15 protein-coding genes are annotated in these 15,329 nt (G+C 69.2%); 7 read left to right on the top strand and 8 right to left on the bottom strand.

What is annotated here, in order from left to right; translation table 11 throughout:
• Positions 1 to 11 precede the first annotated feature (11 nt).
• From ACWH49_RS21570 to ACWH49_RS21600, 7 genes are read right to left on the bottom strand one after another with little or no spacing between them, the layout of a single operon-like run.
• Positions 12 to 1,175: a Gfo/Idh/MocA family protein gene (locus ACWH49_RS21570; RefSeq protein WP_448173321.1), complete on the bottom strand. Its 1,164-nt coding sequence runs from the start codon at positions 1,173 to 1,175 to the stop codon at positions 12 to 14.
• 17 nt (positions 1,176 to 1,192) lie between these two features.
• Positions 1,193 to 2,578, bottom strand: coding sequence for an enolase C-terminal domain-like protein (locus ACWH49_RS21575; RefSeq protein WP_448173322.1), 1,386 nt, complete (start codon positions 2,576 to 2,578; stop codon positions 1,193 to 1,195).
• 16 nt (positions 2,579 to 2,594) lie between these two features.
• Positions 2,595 to 3,440, bottom strand: coding sequence for an ABC transporter ATP-binding protein (locus ACWH49_RS21580; protein WP_448173323.1), 846 nt, complete (start codon positions 3,438 to 3,440; stop codon positions 2,595 to 2,597).
• Positions 3,437 to 4,435, bottom strand: coding sequence for an ABC transporter substrate-binding protein (locus ACWH49_RS21585; protein WP_448173324.1), 999 nt, complete (start codon positions 4,433 to 4,435; stop codon positions 3,437 to 3,439). Before ACWH49_RS21585 ends, ACWH49_RS21580 begins: the two co-directional genes overlap by 4 nt.
• Before the next feature lie 48 nt (positions 4,436 to 4,483).
• Complete coding sequence (locus ACWH49_RS21590) at positions 4,484 to 5,263, bottom strand: ABC transporter permease (RefSeq protein ID WP_448173325.1); 780 nt, start codon at positions 5,261 to 5,263, stop codon at positions 4,484 to 4,486.
• Position 5,264: 1 nt separating this feature from the next.
• Positions 5,265 to 6,002, bottom strand: a complete 738-nt coding sequence (locus ACWH49_RS21595) for a phytanoyl-CoA dioxygenase family protein (protein WP_448173326.1) — start codon at positions 6,000 to 6,002, stop codon at positions 5,265 to 5,267.
• Positions 6,003 to 6,047: 45 nt separating this feature from the next.
• Positions 6,048 to 6,698 (bottom strand): TetR/AcrR family transcriptional regulator, encoded by a 651-nt coding sequence (locus ACWH49_RS21600; protein WP_448173327.1) that lies wholly within the window; start codon positions 6,696 to 6,698, stop codon positions 6,048 to 6,050.
• A 99-nt stretch (positions 6,699 to 6,797) separates the two neighbouring features.
• Between ACWH49_RS21600 and ACWH49_RS21605 the strand changes: the two genes are divergently transcribed.
• From ACWH49_RS21605 to ACWH49_RS21625, 5 genes are all read left to right on the top strand, one after another.
• Positions 6,798 to 8,516 (top strand): thiamine pyrophosphate-binding protein, encoded by a 1,719-nt coding sequence (locus ACWH49_RS21605; protein WP_448173328.1) that lies wholly within the window; start codon positions 6,798 to 6,800, stop codon positions 8,514 to 8,516.
• 26 nt (positions 8,517 to 8,542) lie between these two features.
• The gene (locus ACWH49_RS21610) at positions 8,543 to 9,256 is read left to right on the top strand and encodes a hypothetical protein (RefSeq protein ID WP_448173329.1); all 714 of its coding nucleotides are present in this window, start codon (positions 8,543 to 8,545) and stop codon (positions 9,254 to 9,256) included.
• A 176-nt stretch (positions 9,257 to 9,432) separates the two neighbouring features.
• Positions 9,433 to 10,203, top strand: coding sequence for a response regulator transcription factor (locus tag ACWH49_RS21615; RefSeq protein WP_448173330.1), 771 nt, complete (start codon positions 9,433 to 9,435; stop codon positions 10,201 to 10,203).
• Positions 10,204 to 10,312: 109 nt separating this feature from the next.
• The gene (locus tag ACWH49_RS21620) at positions 10,313 to 11,458 is read left to right on the top strand and encodes an FIST signal transduction protein (RefSeq protein WP_448173331.1); all 1,146 of its coding nucleotides are present in this window, start codon (positions 10,313 to 10,315) and stop codon (positions 11,456 to 11,458) included.
• Positions 11,455 to 13,377, top strand: a complete 1,923-nt coding sequence (locus ACWH49_RS21625) for a putative bifunctional diguanylate cyclase/phosphodiesterase (RefSeq protein WP_448173332.1) — start codon at positions 11,455 to 11,457, stop codon at positions 13,375 to 13,377. The genes ACWH49_RS21620 and ACWH49_RS21625 overlap by 4 nt, the downstream gene beginning before the upstream one ends.
• On the opposite strand, the gene yedA is transcribed toward ACWH49_RS21625, so the two are convergent.
• Positions 13,325 to 14,239, bottom strand: a complete 915-nt coding sequence (gene yedA, locus ACWH49_RS21630; RefSeq protein WP_448173333.1) for a drug/metabolite exporter YedA — start codon at positions 14,237 to 14,239, stop codon at positions 13,325 to 13,327. The two genes, ACWH49_RS21625 and yedA, sit on opposite strands and share 53 nt — an antisense overlap.
• Positions 14,240 to 14,326: 87 nt before the next feature.
• Here yedA and ACWH49_RS21635 point away from each other — a divergent pair, with 87 nt between their 5' ends.
• Both ACWH49_RS21635 and rraA read left to right on the top strand, forming a co-directional pair.
• Complete coding sequence (locus tag ACWH49_RS21635; RefSeq protein ID WP_448173334.1) at positions 14,327 to 14,824, top strand: Lrp/AsnC family transcriptional regulator; 498 nt, start codon at positions 14,327 to 14,329, stop codon at positions 14,822 to 14,824.
• Complete coding sequence (gene rraA / locus ACWH49_RS21640) at positions 14,821 to 15,321, top strand: ribonuclease E activity regulator RraA (RefSeq protein ID WP_448173335.1); 501 nt, start codon at positions 14,821 to 14,823, stop codon at positions 15,319 to 15,321. Before ACWH49_RS21635 ends, rraA begins: the two co-directional genes overlap by 4 nt.
• Positions 15,322 to 15,329: the final 8 nt, after the last annotated feature.

The following is a 15,329-nucleotide window of genomic DNA, read 5'->3' on the forward strand; positions in this document are numbered from 1 at the left end:
CGCGCGCCCCGTCAGACCTGCAGCGCCGGCACGTCGATCCAGCGCCGTTCCTTCCAGCTCTGCAGCGCGGCCTCGACCAGCTGCACGCCCTTCGCGCCCTCGGGCAGCGTCCACTTGTACGGCTCGTTCTCGACGACGTGGCGGATGAAGTGCTCCCACTGGATCTTGAAGCCGTTGTCGTAGACCATCGAGTCGGGCACCTCCTGCCACTGGTCGAAGAAGTTCATCGTCTGCTTGACGTCGGGGTTCCAGACCGGCCGGGGCGTCGTGACCCGCGACTGCGCACGACACGACGACAGGCCCGCGACCGCCGAGCCGTGCGTGCCGTCGACATGGAAGGTCACCAGGTCGTCGCGCCGCACCCGCGTGACCCAGCTCATGTTGATCTGCGCGACGACCGGCTCGCCGTTGTGGCCCTTCAGCTGCACGGTCGCGTACGCGGCGTCGTCGGCGGTGGCGTCGTAAGGTCGGCCGGCCTCGTCCCAGCGGGTCTGGATGTGCGTGGCGCCCAGGCACGAGACCGACTGCACCTCGCCGAACAGGTTGTCCAGCACGTAGCGCCAGTGGCACATCATGTCGAGGATCATGCCGCCGCCGTCTTCCTTGCGGTAGTTCCAGCTCGGCCGCTGGATCGGTTGCAGGTCGCCCTCGAACACCCAGTAGCCGAACTCGAGCCGCACGCTCAGCATGCGGCCGAAGAAGCCGGCACGCCGCAGCATGTCGAGCTTGCGCAGTCCGGGCAGGAACAGCTTGTCCTGCACCGCGCCGTGCTTGAGGCCCGATGCCTGCGCGAGCCGAGCGATCTCGACCGCTTCGTTCAGGTTGGTGGCGATCGGCTTCTCGCAGTAGACGTGCTTGCCGGCGCGGATCGCGTTGGCCAGCAGGGTGGGGCGCATCTGCGTGGTGCCGGCGTCGAAGAAGACGGTGTCGTCCGGGTTGGCCAGCGCCTCGTCGAGGTTGGTGCCCCAGCGTTCGATGCCATGCGCTCTGGCGAGCGCCTCGATCTTCTCGGCGTTGCGGCCGATCAGGATCGGGTCCGGCATCACGCGGTCGCCGTTCGAGAGGAGCACGCCGCCCTCCTGGCGGATCGCGACGATGGAGCGAATCAGGTGCTGGTTCGTCCCCATGCGGCCGGTGACGCCGTGCATGATGAGTCCGAGTCGTTGGATGGCCATGGTGGTGGTTCCTGTGGTCAGAGAGGTTCGGTCGCGGCCCAGTCGGGCGTCGCGCCGTGGGCGAAGCCGGGGCGGAACAGCGAGTCGATCGCGAGTTCGCCGCGGTCGATTCGCAGCCGGGCCGCGTCGTCGTGGCATTCGTAGAGGTCCGGATGAGCTTGCGCGAAGGCCTGCTGCTCGGCAGCAGGCGCGGCGCCGAAGCCGAGGCCGTAGTGATGCCCGTTGCGCTCGCTGTGCGTGATGCCGAGCAGCGCGACCAGCGCCAGGTCCTGCTGCACCGCGAGGCCGGCCTGGCAGGTCAGGTCCTCGGCGGACATGAAGTAGCGCGCCGTGCCGCCGCCGTCCTCGAGGTTCCAGCGGTCGCAGCGCGCGCGGTTGATCAGCGATTTGTACAGGCCCTTGCAGGTCTTGCTCGACACGCCGGTCCAGCCGAGCGCGCCGCCCTGCGGAAAGGCGGCGAGCGTGCCGTCGGCCTCGTCGAGCAGCAGCGGGACGGGCGAGTCCGCCGGCAGCGCGGTCGACAGGCTGAGTTCGCGCGGCAGCGGCTGCTCGATGTACAGCGGTGCCGGCAGGCCACGCAGTCCCGCGAGCAGTTCCTTCAAGGCATCGAGGCTCGCGTACTGTTCGTTGCCGTCGACGGTGTAGCGGTAGTCGCCGACGGTCTGGTCGAGCACGCCCAGCACGGCGCGCAGTCGCTGCAGATCGCTGGCCGGCTCGCCGCCGAGCTTGATCTTGAAGCTGCGGTGACCGTAGCGTTCGATCACGGCGCGCAGGCTGATCGGCAGGCCGTCGTCACCGCAGCGGACGGCCTCGAGTTCGTCGAGGAGGCCGACGGTGTGGCGCGCCTCGATGCGGCGCAGCGGCTGCAGCGTGGGCAGCCAGGCGGACCAGTCCCAGCCGGTCATGTCGGCCGCGACGGGGACGTCGACCAGGCCGATCGCGTTGCGATGCGCGGCCTCGAAGAAGGACACGTCGAGCGCACGGCACAACGCGTCGAGCACGGCCTTGTCGATCACCGCCTGGCCGAACGCGGACGACAGCGCCGTGCGGCCCGCCGCGTCGCCTTGCACCATCAGCGCGTCGTAGTGGCGCGCGAACAGCCCGAACGAGGTGGCGGGCGTGTCGTTGGTGTACGCCGCTGCGGCGTCGCGGGTCGCTTGCGCGAGGTCGGCGATGTTCTGCTCGGCGCTGAGGCCGGCGCGCTTGTCGAACCACTTCGGCACCATCATCTCGGCCGCGACACCGTGCCCGCTGCAGTGTCCCGGCACGTCCACCTCGACCCGCACGAACAGCTGTGGGCACGCCGTCAGGGTGCTGGCGCCGAAGCGGAACGGCAGGCGCAGCTGGACCGGCCGGACCCGCAGCTCGACCGCGCGCACGACGACGTTGACGCCGGTGGTCATGAGGCGGCGCGGCGCATCAGTGCGCGTCGAGATGGCCTTGCGCGTAGAAGTGCGCGCGCAGCAGGCGCGCGTAATGCGCGAAAGCCTCGGTGCCCATCACGTCGAGCGGGCGCGGGCGCGGCAGGTCGATGTCGTAGACCTCGACGATGCGCCCGGGCCGCTCGCTCATCACGAACACGCGGTCGGACAGGAAGATCGCCTCGGGGATGCTGTGGGTGATCAGCAGCACCGTCTTCATCGACGTCATCCAGATGCGCTGCAGCTCGAGGTTCATGCGCTCGCGGGTCATCGCGTCGAGCGCGCCGAACGGCTCGTCCATCAGCAGCACCGACGGGTCGTGCAGCAGCGCGCGCAGGATCGCCACCCGCTGCTGCATGCCGCCCGAGAGCTGCCAGGGGTACTTCTGCTCGAAGCCCTTCAGGCCGGCCATCTCGATCAGCGCCGCGGCGCGCTCGCGCGCGGCGGCCATCGGCAGGTTGCGGATCTCCGCCTGCAGCAGGATGTTGTCGATCACGCGCCGCCACGGCAGCAGCAGCGCGCTCTGGAACACGATGCCCACGTCCGTCTGCGGCCCGCGCACCGGCTTGCCGGCCAGCGCGAGCTCGCCGCCGCTGATCGGCAGCAGCCCGGCGACCATCTTCATCAGCGTGCTCTTGCCGCAGCCCGACGGCCCCACCACCGAGACGAACTCGCCGGCGCGGATGCTGAAGTCCAGCGGCTTCAGCGTCTCGGTGTCGCCCTCGCGGGTGCGGTAGGTCTTGCGGACGCCGCGGCCCTCGATCAGCACCGGCGCGGTCGACGCGGCCGTGGCCGCGCGCGCGACAGTGCCGAGCGCGACGACGTTGCTCGCGCCTGCGGTCATTTCGGCAGGAAGTCGTTGGTGACCCAGTCCTCGGCCTTGCCGCGCACGGCCGGATCGAGGCCGCCGTACTGCACCAGCAGGTCGAGCGAGTCGTTGATGTCCTTCATCGACGCGCGCAGCGGGCGCTGGCCCTTGGTCTCGGCCGAGTGGTAGAGCGGCGTGGTCAGCTTGATGCCGACGATCAGCGTGTCGCGCTGGCCGGCCTTGGCGTTGGCCTTCAGCATCGCGTCGATCGACGCTTCGGGGTTCTTCTCGGTCTCCTCGAACGCGCGGGTCGTGGCGCGCATGAAGCGGCGCACCATGTCGGCCTTGTTCGCGAGCGTGTCCTTGTGGGCGATCACGCCGGAGCTGACCATCGTGATGCCGTAGTCGGCGAAGCGGATCACCTCGACCGGCTTCTTGGTCGCGTCCTGGATCTTGATGTTCTGGTCCATCACGTAGCCGAGCAGCAGGTCGGCCTGGCCGTTGATCACCGCGTTCAGCTTGGTCTGGCCGTCCCCGGAGACGACCTTGTACTGGCCCTCCTGCAGGCCGGTCTTCTTCAGGAACAGCGGCCAGATCTGGCTCATCGAATCCCCCGGCGTCATCGCGACGGTCTTGCCGACGATGTCCTTGGGCGACTTGATGTGCTTCTCGGCCAGGCCCATCACCGCCATCGGGCTGAGCTGCAGCGCGACGCCGACCGCCTTGACCGGCGCGCCCTTGGTCGCGGCGCGGATCATCGTCGGCACGTCGACGTAGCCGAAGGTTGCCGAGTTGGCGGACACGGCCTGGATCGAGACCGCGGAGCCGCGGCCCTCCTGGATGTCGAGGTCGATGCCCTCGGCTTCATAGAAGCCCTTCTCCTTGCCGAGGAAGAACGGCGCGTGCTCGCTGTAGACGTACCAGTTGAGCAGCAGCGTGACCTTCTCGCGTGTCTGCGCGACCGCGCCCGACACCAGCGCGCCGGCCAGCGCCCCCGCGCATGCGACCCGGATCAGATGGCGACGTTTCATGGCTTGTCTCCTGTTGACGTTGTGGATGAACGGGGAAGCGAACGAATCTCAGGCGGTGGCGTTCATGTCGTGGCGCTGCGAGGCGTGCCACGGCATCAGCCAGCGCTCGACCAGCTCGACGACGAGGAACAGCAGCACCCCCAGCGTCGACAGCACGACCAGCGCCGCGAACATCAGCGGCAGGTCGAAGGTGCCGGTCGCGCGCTGCAGCACGAAGCCGATGCCCGAGTTGGAACCGACGAACTCGCCGACGACCGCGCCGACCACGGCCAGCGTGACCGAGACCTTCAGCCCGCTGAAGATCGAGGGCAACGCCTGCGGCAGACGGAACTTGAGAAAGATCTTCAGCGGGTTGGCGCCCATCGAGCGCGCCAGGTCGATCACGTCGGGTTCGACCGACTTGAAGCCCTGCACCGTCGACACGACGACCGGAAAGAAGCCGAGCAGGAACGCCGCGATCACCTTGGGCACGATGCCGAAGCCGAACCACACGACGAACAACGGCGCGATCGCGACCTTGGGCACCGACTGCGAGAACACCAGCAGCGGGTAGACGAAGCTCTCGACCGTGCGCGAGTACGAGATCCACATCGCGATCGGCACGCCGATCAGCGCCGAGGCCGCGAAGCCGCCGAGCGTCGCGTACAGCGTCGGCAGGCTTTGCGACAGCAGCATCGGCCACTCGGCGACCAGCTGCTTGACGACGGCCAGCGGCGGCGGCACCAGGTACGGCGGAATCTTGAAGAGCCGCACGACCAGGTCCCACAGCACGAGCAGCATCACGATCAGCCAGAACGGCCGCGCGGCGGGGTGCAGCAGCCAGCGCATCTCAGGACACCCGGAACTTCAGCGAGTGGTCGTACGGCAGCGCCGGCGACTCGAACTCGTTGTCGTTCGAGACGAAGTGCAGCGCGCAGGCGCGGCGCCATTGCTGGCTGTGGTTGGGGCCCGATGCGTGGAAGGTGTTGCCGTGATGGAAGCTCACGCCGCCCTTGCGCACCGGCGCCGGCGACATGGGCTGCTTGTCCAGGATCGCCGGTGGCAGCTGCAGGTTGTAGGGCTCGGCCTCGGGCGCGAAGTGCTTGTAGACCGGGCCGAGGTTGGTGCCGTCGCCGAAGTACAGGCAGCCGTTCTCGAGCGTCGCGTCGTCGAGTGCGATCCACGCGGTGACCATGCCCTCCGGGTCGGTCGGGCCGAAGTAGAAGTTGTCCTGGTGCGCCGGCTTCGGGCCACCGCCTTCGGGCGGCTTGAAGAAGATCTGGCTGAAGTAGACCGACACGCCGGGACCGATCAGCGCTTCCACGTGGTCGAGCAAGCGGCGGTCGCGGGCCAGCGCCTGCACCGCGTCGCGCTGCGCGTGCGGGTTGTCGAGCTTGCGCAGCACCGTGCGCGCGCTGACGCCGCCGTCCACGTACCAGGCGCGCTGCGACTCCGGCAGCGCGGCGAGGAAGCCCGTGCCCCACTGCTCGATGTCGCGCACGACCGTGTCCATCTCGGCGGCGGTGAACACGCCGTTGACGGTGAGGTGGCCCTGGCGGCGATAGAAGGCGATGTCGAACGGGTCCATCGTGTCGTCCTCAATTAACCGTTTGGTGACTAGAGACGTGTGGCGCTACTTGCGCAGTACATAGCCGAGGATCACTTCGGTCATGTGCGACAGGCGCTCGGCCAGCGCGGCCGGCGCGCGCAGGTCGCGACCGAAGATCGTCGACAGCGTGGCGTTGTTGGAGAGATAGAAGTAGCAGAGGCTGGCGATCGAGATGTAGAGCTGCACGGGATCGACGCCGCCGCGGAACAGGTTGGCGCGCTGGCCGCGCTGCAGCACGTCGTCGAGCAATTGCACGAGCGGTGAATTGAGCTCGCGGATGCGCGACGAGCGGTTCAGGTGCGCCGCCTTGTGCAGGTTCTCGCTGTTCAGCAGCGTCAGGAAATGCGGGTTGGCGAGGTAGTAGTCCCAGGTGAACTCGACCAGCCGGCGGATCGCAGTGACGGGCTCGAGGTTCTCGAGGCGCAGCGCCTTCTCGGCCTCCCGGATGTCGGCGTAGGTCTGCTCGAGCACGGCGAGGAACAGATCGTCCTTGCTGCCGAAGTAGTAGTACAGCAGGCGCTTGTTGACGCCCGCGCGCTCGGCGATGCGCTCGACCCGTGCGCCGCCCAGGCCGGCGTCGGAGAACTCCGCGACGGCGGCGCTCAGGATCGCCTGCTGGGTGCGGTCGGCATCGCGGGTGCGGATTTCGGGCAGTGCCACGCTCTCGGTCGTCATGGGCGAATAATTCACCAATCAGTGAATTGTGCAAATCGGTGTGAACCCGCATCGCCGCGGTGCACACTGGCGGCTTCGCGATTGCTGCCCACGATTTCCATGACCGATCCCATCCCCGCCCGCCCCGCCGGGCATGTCCTCGTCGAAGCGCTGATCGAGCAGGGTGTCGACACCGTGTTCGGGGTCCCCGGCGAGAGCTACCTCGCGGTGCTGGACGGCCTGTACGAGCACCGCGAGCGCATCCGCTTCATCGCGTGCCGGCAGGAGGGCGGGGCGGCGTTCATGGCCGAGGCGCAGGGCAAGCTGAGCGGTCGTCCGGGCATCTGCTTCGTGACGCGCGGGCCCGGTGCCACCAACGCCAGCATCGGGCTGCACACCGCGTTCCAAGACAGCACGCCGATGATCCTGTTCATCGGCCAGGTCGCGAGCGACCAGCGTGATCGCGAGGCCTTCCAGGAGGTCGACTACCGCCAGATGTTCGGCCCCGGCACGCTCGGGTTCGCCAAGTGGGTGGCCGAGATCCACGATCCCGCGCGCTTGCCGGAGTACGTGGCGCGCGCCTTCCATGTCGCGATGCAGGGGCGGCCCGGACCGGTCGTGCTGGTGCTGCCGGAGGACATGCTGACGGGCCTGACCGATGTGCCGGTGCTGCCGCGCGTCGAGCCCGCGCTGGCGTGGCCGGCGCCGGGCGCGCTGCGCGAGGTGCGCACGATGCTGCTCGCGGCGCAGCGGCCGCTGGTGATCGTCGGCGGCAGCGGCTGGGACGCCGCGGCCTGCGATGCGATGCAGCGTTTTGCGGAAGGCTGGAACCTGCCGGTGGGTTGCGCATTCCGCTTCCAGGACCTGTTCGACAACCGGCATCGGAACTACGCCGGCGACGTCGGCATCGGCATCAATCCGAGGCTCGCGCAGCGGGTCGCGGAGGCCGACCTGATCCTGGCCGTCGGCGCGCGCCTGGGCGAGATGACGACCGGCGGCTACACGCTGCTGAAGGCCCCGCGGCCGAAGCAGAAGCTGATCCATATCCACGCCGGACCGGAGGAACTGGGCAGGGTCTACGCCGCCGACCTGATGCTGCAGGCGGCGATGGCCTGCGCTGCCAAGGCACTCGAGACCCTGGCGCCGCCGCCCGAGCTGCCGTGGGCCGAGTGGACCGCCGCCGCCCACGCCGACTACGAAGCCAACCTGGTGCCGACGCCGGTCGAGCCGCTCGACATGGCCGAGGTCGTCAAGACGATCCAGCGCCTCGCACCGGCCGACAGCGTGCTGACCAACGGCGCAGGCAATTACAGCGGCTGGCTGCACCGCTACTACCGCTATCCGGCGCTGCAGCAGGGCGGTCGCACGCAACTGGCGCCGACCTCGGGCGCGATGGGCTACGGCGTACCGGCCGCGGTGGCCGCGGCGCTGCTGTACCCGGACCGCACGGCCATCAACATCGCCGGCGACGGCGACTTCCTGATGACCGGCCAGGAACTGGCGACCGCCACCGGCTATGGCGCCGGCCGGGGGGCCGGCAAGTTGATCGTCATCGTGGTCGACAACGGCACCTACGGCACGATCCGGATGCACCAGGAGCGCGAGTACCCGGGGCGCGTCAGCGGCAGCGATCTGTTCAACCCCGATTTCGCTGCCCTGGCGCGCGCGCACGGCTGGGCGGCGGGCCGCGTCACGACGACGGCGGAGTTCGAACCCGCGTTCGCCGCTGCGCTGGCCGCGGAGCAGCCTACCTTGCTCCACCTGAAGCTCGACCCTGACGTGAGCACCTCGCGCACCACCCTGACCGCGATCCGGCGACAGGCCGATGCGCGGCGCTGATCGAGCAGCCGGAAAGCGACGCGACGATGGACAGCTCCCCGAACGCCGGACACCCGGCTGCCGCCAGCCCGGCCACGGCGGAACAGGAACTCGAGCACGCGTTGAACTTCCTGGGCCATGACGCGCGTTCCGGCCACTCGTCGACCCTGGCATTGCTCGACCTGCACCGCATCCAGCCCGACCCGATGAGCTTGTCGCAACTGCTCGAGCGGATCGAGGCGAACGCGCGCCGCTCGCTCGACGCGATCGACGACTTCGCGGACCTGATCCGCGCGCGTCGGCAGGCCCTGCATGACGACGAGTTCGACTGCACCGACCTGCTGGTCGAGGTCGTGGCCGATGCCTGGACTGCGGCCCATCAGAACGGCGTGCGGATCCAGGTGGCCCCCGGCTCCGCATCGATCGGCGTGCGCGGAGATCGGGCCCTGCTGGCCGCGGCGCTGGCCAAGCTGCTGCGCGACGCGGTCGTCGCGGCCGCGCCTGGATCGGAGGTGCACTGCAATGTGGCTGCCGAAGGCGCCGCCGGCGTATTCGAGATCGCCGAGCCCGTGGCACCGCCCGCGCGCCCGCCGTCGGCGACGACGCCGCGGGCGTCCCGAAAGGTGGCCTCCAGCTTGCTTTTTGCACGGGGCGTGGCCGAGCGTCATGGCGGGCAGGCCGTGCAGTCCACGGGCGACAACGGACGCCGCACTCGCCTCGTCCTGCCGAGTGCGGGCGTGCCGGATTTGCCGACGGCGTAGCCCCATCTCCACAGCCCACACGGTGTTGGCGCCGCGGTTGACAGTGGTTAACGCTACAACGACAGTGCGGTGGCATTTCGGCCGTCAATCTGCCTACAGTCCCCCCATGACGTGCCGACAAAAATCCGTGCGCGAGTGACGTCACGTCAGGAAACACAAAACCGGGGAGAGATGGAATGCGTGTAGCGGCTCTGGATGACGAACCCGATCAGTTGGACCTGATCCGGCAGACCCTGGCCTCGATGGGCCACGATTGCCACGGCTTCACCGACAGCAAGACCTACTTGCGCGCGCTGCGGCGCGAGACCTTCGACCTGCTGATCCTCGACTGGCAGGTGCCCGACATCAGCGGCCTCGAGGTGCTGCGCTGGGCGCGCGAGAACCTGCAGGAGCGGGTGCCGGTGCTGTTCGTCACCAACCGCAACACCGAGGCGGACGTGATCGAAGGCCTCAACGCCGGCGCCGACGATTTCATGATCAAGCCGATGCGCGTCGGCGAACTTATGGCGCGCGTCAAGGCGTTGCTGCGCCGCGCGTACCACCAGCAGCCGCCGAACGAAGTGTCGTTCGGACGCTATCGCTTCGACGTGGCCGGCGCACAGATCACGGTCGACGGCGTGCCGGTCACGCTGAAGCAGAAGGAATTCGACCTGGCGCTGTTCCTGTTCCAGAACATGGGCCGGTTGCTGTCCCGCAAGCACCTCCTCGAGGCGGTGTGGGCGATCGAGGCCGAGGTCTCTTCGCGCTCGCTCGACACCCATGTGTCGCGGTTGCGGACGAAGCTGGGCCTGCACCCGGAGAACGGCTACCGCCTCGCGGCCATCTACAGCGTCGGTTACCGCCTTGAAGCGATTGCGCCGCCGGCTTCCGGACACGCTGTCGCCGATGCAACCGGGACCGCGCACCACGAAGTGGCGCAAGCCACCGAGGCACCGACCGGGGGCTGATCTCCGTGGGGCGTCCCCGGCGCGCGTCGCCGAGGACGCCCCACGATTGTTTGCATTTCCCTGTCGGAAGAGTGCCCGCTGCAGCCGGACTTGAAGGCAAGCTAGCGCCATGGACTCGGCGGTACTGACCTGGCAAGCTCCCACCGGATGGTCAGCACCGCTGCCGACCGCGCTGGACTCGACGGCCACCCTGGTGCTCCTGTTCGCCCCGCCCGCACTGGGCGAGCTGACCGCGCTGCTCGACGAGATCCGACGCGCATTTCCGCGGGCACTTCTGGCCGGCGCCTCGAGCGACACCGTGATCGAGGGCGGCCGGATCGGCGATGCGCTGGTGGCCGTGTCGATCACCCGCTTCGACCACTCGCGATTGGCGGTCGTGAGCGCCTTCAACGACGGGCACGACTTCGACGGTGGCCGGCGCATGGCGCACGACCTGGCAACGCGCCGCGGGCTGGTGGCGGTTCTGGCGCTGGCGGACGGCTTGCTCGTGGACGGGTCGGAGCTGGTGCGCGGGCTGCTCGACGGCTTGCCCGCGGGCGTGCTGCTGACCGGCGGCATGGCTGCCGACGGCACGCGCTTCGACCGCACCTGGGTGATCGCCGAGGGTGTGCCGTCGCGCGGCGCCGCGGTCGCCATCGGCTTCTACGGTGAACGCTTGCAGGTCCACAGTGTCAGCCGCGGCGGCAGCGTCGGCTTCGGGCCGCGGCGCCGGGTCACGCATGCGCAGGGCAACGTGGTGTACGAGCTCGACGGTCGACCGGCCCTCGAACTCTACGAGCAGTACCTCGGCCGGTACGCGAGCGCCCTGCCGGCATCGGCCGCGCATTTTCCGCTGTGCGTGTACCGCGGCGCACAGGGCGAGCCGCCGCTGATCCGCTACGTGCTGGGCATCGACCGGGTCAGGCAATCGATCACGTTCGCGGGCGACGTGCCGCGCGGCAGCCTGGTGCAGTTGTCGCGCGCGGCGCGTGGCGAGTTGTTGCGCGCGGCCGATCAGGCGGCGCACGAACTCGGCGCGTGGTGCACGCCGGCGACGGCGGACCGGCCGCTGCTGAACATCGTCGTCAGCTGCATCGGTCGCCGTGTCGTGCTCGGCGAACAGACCGACGCCGAGGTGGAATTGGTCGCGCAGTTGCTCCCGTCGGGCGCCAGCCAGATCGGCTTCTACTCGTACGGCGAGATCGCCAGCGGGCAACGCGCGACGTGCGACATGCACAACATGACCTTGACGCTCACCACCATCGGCGAAGCATGAACGCGCCGCTGGCATCGCCGCTCCACGCCACGTTGCAGCGGCAGCTGCGGCGTCTGCGCCTGGACCCGACGCAGCCGCCGGAAAGTGCGGCGCAGTGGCGGGAGTTGTTGTCCGGCATCGACCGGGCCTACCGCGAGGCCGATGAGCTGGTCTACCTCGTCACGCATTCGGAACGGATCGTCACCGACGAGCTGGAATGCAGCCGACAGGCCCTGTCCCTGGCGCAACGGCTCGCCGGGCTGGGCAGCTGGAGCCATGACGTCGGCAGTGGCGCGACGACGATCTCCGACGAGCTGGCCGACCTGCTCGAGCTCGAGGTCGGTCGGCGACAAATGCCGTTCGAGGCCCTGATCCAGTTCGTCGCGCCGGACGACCGCGCCGGCGTGCGCGCGATGCTCGCGAAGGCAGTCGCGGCGCCGACGCAGCGCGCGGGCGAGGTGCGCTTCGTCGCGCGCGGCGGCCGCGAACGCTGGTGCCTGTGCCGGATGGGCTCCCACGCCGACGAGACCGGGCGCGTCCAGCGGGTCGACGGCACGGTGCTCGACATCTCCGACCGTCACGCGATCGAGGAACGCACCCGCGAGCTGGCGCGCACCGATCCGTTGACGGGGCTGGCGAACCGCTCCCATTTCATCCACCTGCTGCGCGACGCGATCGAGGTCGCGCGCGCCGGCGGTTCCGGCGTGGCGGTCGTGTTCATCGACCTCGACGGGTTCAAGACCGTCAACGACACCTGCGGGCATCACGTCGGCGACGCGCTGCTCGAAAGTGTCGCCCGGCGCCTGTGCGCCTGCCTGCGCAGCAGCGACGTCGTCGGCCGCTTCGGCGGTGACGAGTTCGTCGTGCTGCTGCCGGGGCTGGGCACGCCGGGCGAAGTGTCCGCGGTGACCGACAAGGTGCTCCGCGCCTGTGCCGCCGCGGTGCCGCACGGCACGGACAGGGTCGAGGTGTCGGCGAGCGTTGGTGTCGCGATCTTTCCTGAAGACGGCGGCGGGGCCGAGCAACTGCTCAAGCATGCCGACGCCGCGATGTACGTCGCCAAGGAGAGCGGCCGCAACACCACCCGGTTCTTCGGCGCCGAATTGCGTGCGCGGCGTCAGGCCGATCGCTCGCTGGTGAGCGCGCTGCGCACGGCGATCTCGCGCGACCAGATCCAGGTCGCCTACCAGCCGATCGTCGACGGCGGGACCCGTCGCATCCTCGGCATGGAGGCGCTGGCGCGCTGGACGCACCCGCACTACGGGCCGGTCGCGCCGTGCGACTTCGTCGCCCTGGCCGAGGAGAGCGGCCTCATCGGCCCGCTGTGCCAGCGCGTCTCGGTGGCCGCGTGCCGCGAGCTGATGGCGTTGTCCGAAGCCCTGCGCAACACGCGCTATGTGTCGATCAACGTCTCGCCGGTCCAGTTGCGCACGCCGGAGTTCGTGCGCTATGCCGAGCGCATGCTCGCCCGGACCGGTATCGATCCCCATCGGCTCGCGATCGAGATCACCGAGACCGCGGTGATGCACGACGTGGAACTCGCGATCCGGATGCTGAAGCAGATCAAGGCGCTCGGCGTGTCGATCTGGCTCGACGACTTCGGCACCGGGCATTCGTCGCTGACCTACCTGCGCCAGCTGCCGGTCGACTGCATCAAGATCGATCGCTCGTTCGTGGCCGAGATCGAAGGCGACCGCGTCGGGCCACTGCTGCACGGCATCGTCTCGATGGCCCGCTCGGTCGGCTGCGAAGTGCTGGCCGAAGGCGTCGAAACCGAGTTGCAGCGCGAGGCGTTGCTGAACGCCGGCTGTCCGCTGATGCAGGGGCTGCTGTTCGGTGCGCCCGATTCGTTCGCGCGCTGGGCACCGGTCGAGGCGGCCACGACGTCTACGCCCTGCGCCGCCACAGCAGCAGCAATACGCCCGCGAGTACCACGGTGACGGCGGCCCACTCGAAGCCGGTCACGTGTTCGCCGGCAAACGCCACCCCGAGCAGCATCGCGATCACCGGATTGACGAAGGTGTAGCTGGACGCCAGTCCGGCCGAGGCCCGGGCGAGCAGCAGCATGTAGGCGTTGAACGCGACCAGGGAGCCGAACACGACGAGGTAGAGCCACGCTGCGACGGCGAGCGGCTGCGGCGGCCACGCCAGCGACTCGCCGTGCAGTGCCGACAGCAGCATCAGCACCGCGCCGCCGCACAGCATCTCGCTGGCGAAGCCGGTGGCGCCCGGCGCGAGCGGCAGTGCACGCTGGCTGAGCACGCTGCCGAGCGACCAGGTGGCGCAGGCGATCGCGATGGCCGCCAGGCCGGCCGGCGACGCCTTGAAGCCCGCGCCTTGCGTGAGCATCAGCACGCCGACCAGTCCGAGCGCGATGCCGGCGACTTCGACACGACCCGGCCGCACGCCCCAGCACAGGTTCAATGCCGCGATGAGCAGCGGCACGACGGCGATGAACGCGACCACCAGCCCGGAGCCGACCGAGACTTCCGCGAACGCCGTCCCGCCCATGCCGCCGCCGAGCATCAGCGTGCCGACGATCAGCGCGTTGCGCCACTGTCGCCGGTTCGGCCACGCCGCACCGCGCCAGCGCATCCACGCCATCAGCAGCCCGCCGGCGAGGAGGAAGCGCGTGCCCATCTGCAGGAACGGCGGGAAGCTGGGCAGCGCCAGTTTGATGGCAAGGTAGGTCGAGCCCCAGATCAGCCAGGTCGCGGCGAGGCAAACGAGCAGGAGGGGTGGCAGGCCCAGGAATCCAGGCGGCGAAGAGCGCGACGTCGAGGTCGAGACAAGCGTGTTCATGCGGACGATGATACGAAGGCCGCTGCCTCGTCTCCATGGTCCGATGCAGGTTCATCGATCACAATGCCGTCGATTCAAAGGAGTTTGATGACTTCGACCTTGAACGTGGATCTGGACGCGCACGACACCCGGATCCTCGCCGAACTTCAGTCCGACGCGCGGCTGACGATGGCCGAGCTCGGGCGGCGTGTGCACCTGAGCCAGCCGGCGGTGACCGAGCGGGTGCGAAAGCTGGAGGCGGCGGGCGTGATCAGCGGCTACCGGGCGACCGTGAACCTGGCGAAGCTGGGCTATGGCATCCGGGCGATCATTCGCGTCGGCCGGGCGGACTACGCGCGCGTGGTCAAGCTGATCCAGAGCACGCCCGAATGCATCAATGCCTACAACGTCACCGGCGACGACAGCTGGGTGCTCGAGATCGCGGTGATCGACGTCAGCCATCTCGACGCGGTCGTCACCAAGTTCTGCCTGTTGACCGAGACCGCCACCTCGATCATCCTCAACCCGGCCCGCGAGCACCAGCCGATGTTGCCGCCGCTCGCCGGCGACGTGAAACCGCCGATTCGGAAAGTGACCAACGCATGAGCAAGTCCTCCAACCTCGTGACCGGCGACCTGTGTGACGCGCACAAGGCCAACGCGGACGGCAGCTTCCGTGTGCTGCCGCCGCTCTACCGTGACTTCGGCCGACGCAAGCGCTTTGCCGGCACCATCGCGACCGTCAAGTGCTACGAGGACAACTCGTTCGTCAAGCTCGCGCTCGAGGAGCCGGGCCACGGCCGCGTGCTCGTCGTCGACGGGGGCGGCTCGCTGCGGCGTGCGCTGGTCGGCGGCAACATCGCCGCTGCGGCCGCGAACAACGGCTGGGCCGGGGTCGTCGTCGACGGCTGCGTGCGCGACAGCGCCGAGCTGATCGAATGCGACATCGGCATTCGCGCGTTGGCGCTCATCCCGATGCCGACCGAGCGTCGCCAGCAGGGCGAGCGCGACGTGGCGCTGCATATCCACGGGGTCTGGGTGCTCCCCGGCGAGTGGCTGGTGGCCGACGAGGATGGCATCGTCGTGATGCCGGCGGCGGACTGACCGCGCCT

The sequence above is a fragment of the Rhizobacter fulvus genome, from assembly GCF_964020785.1.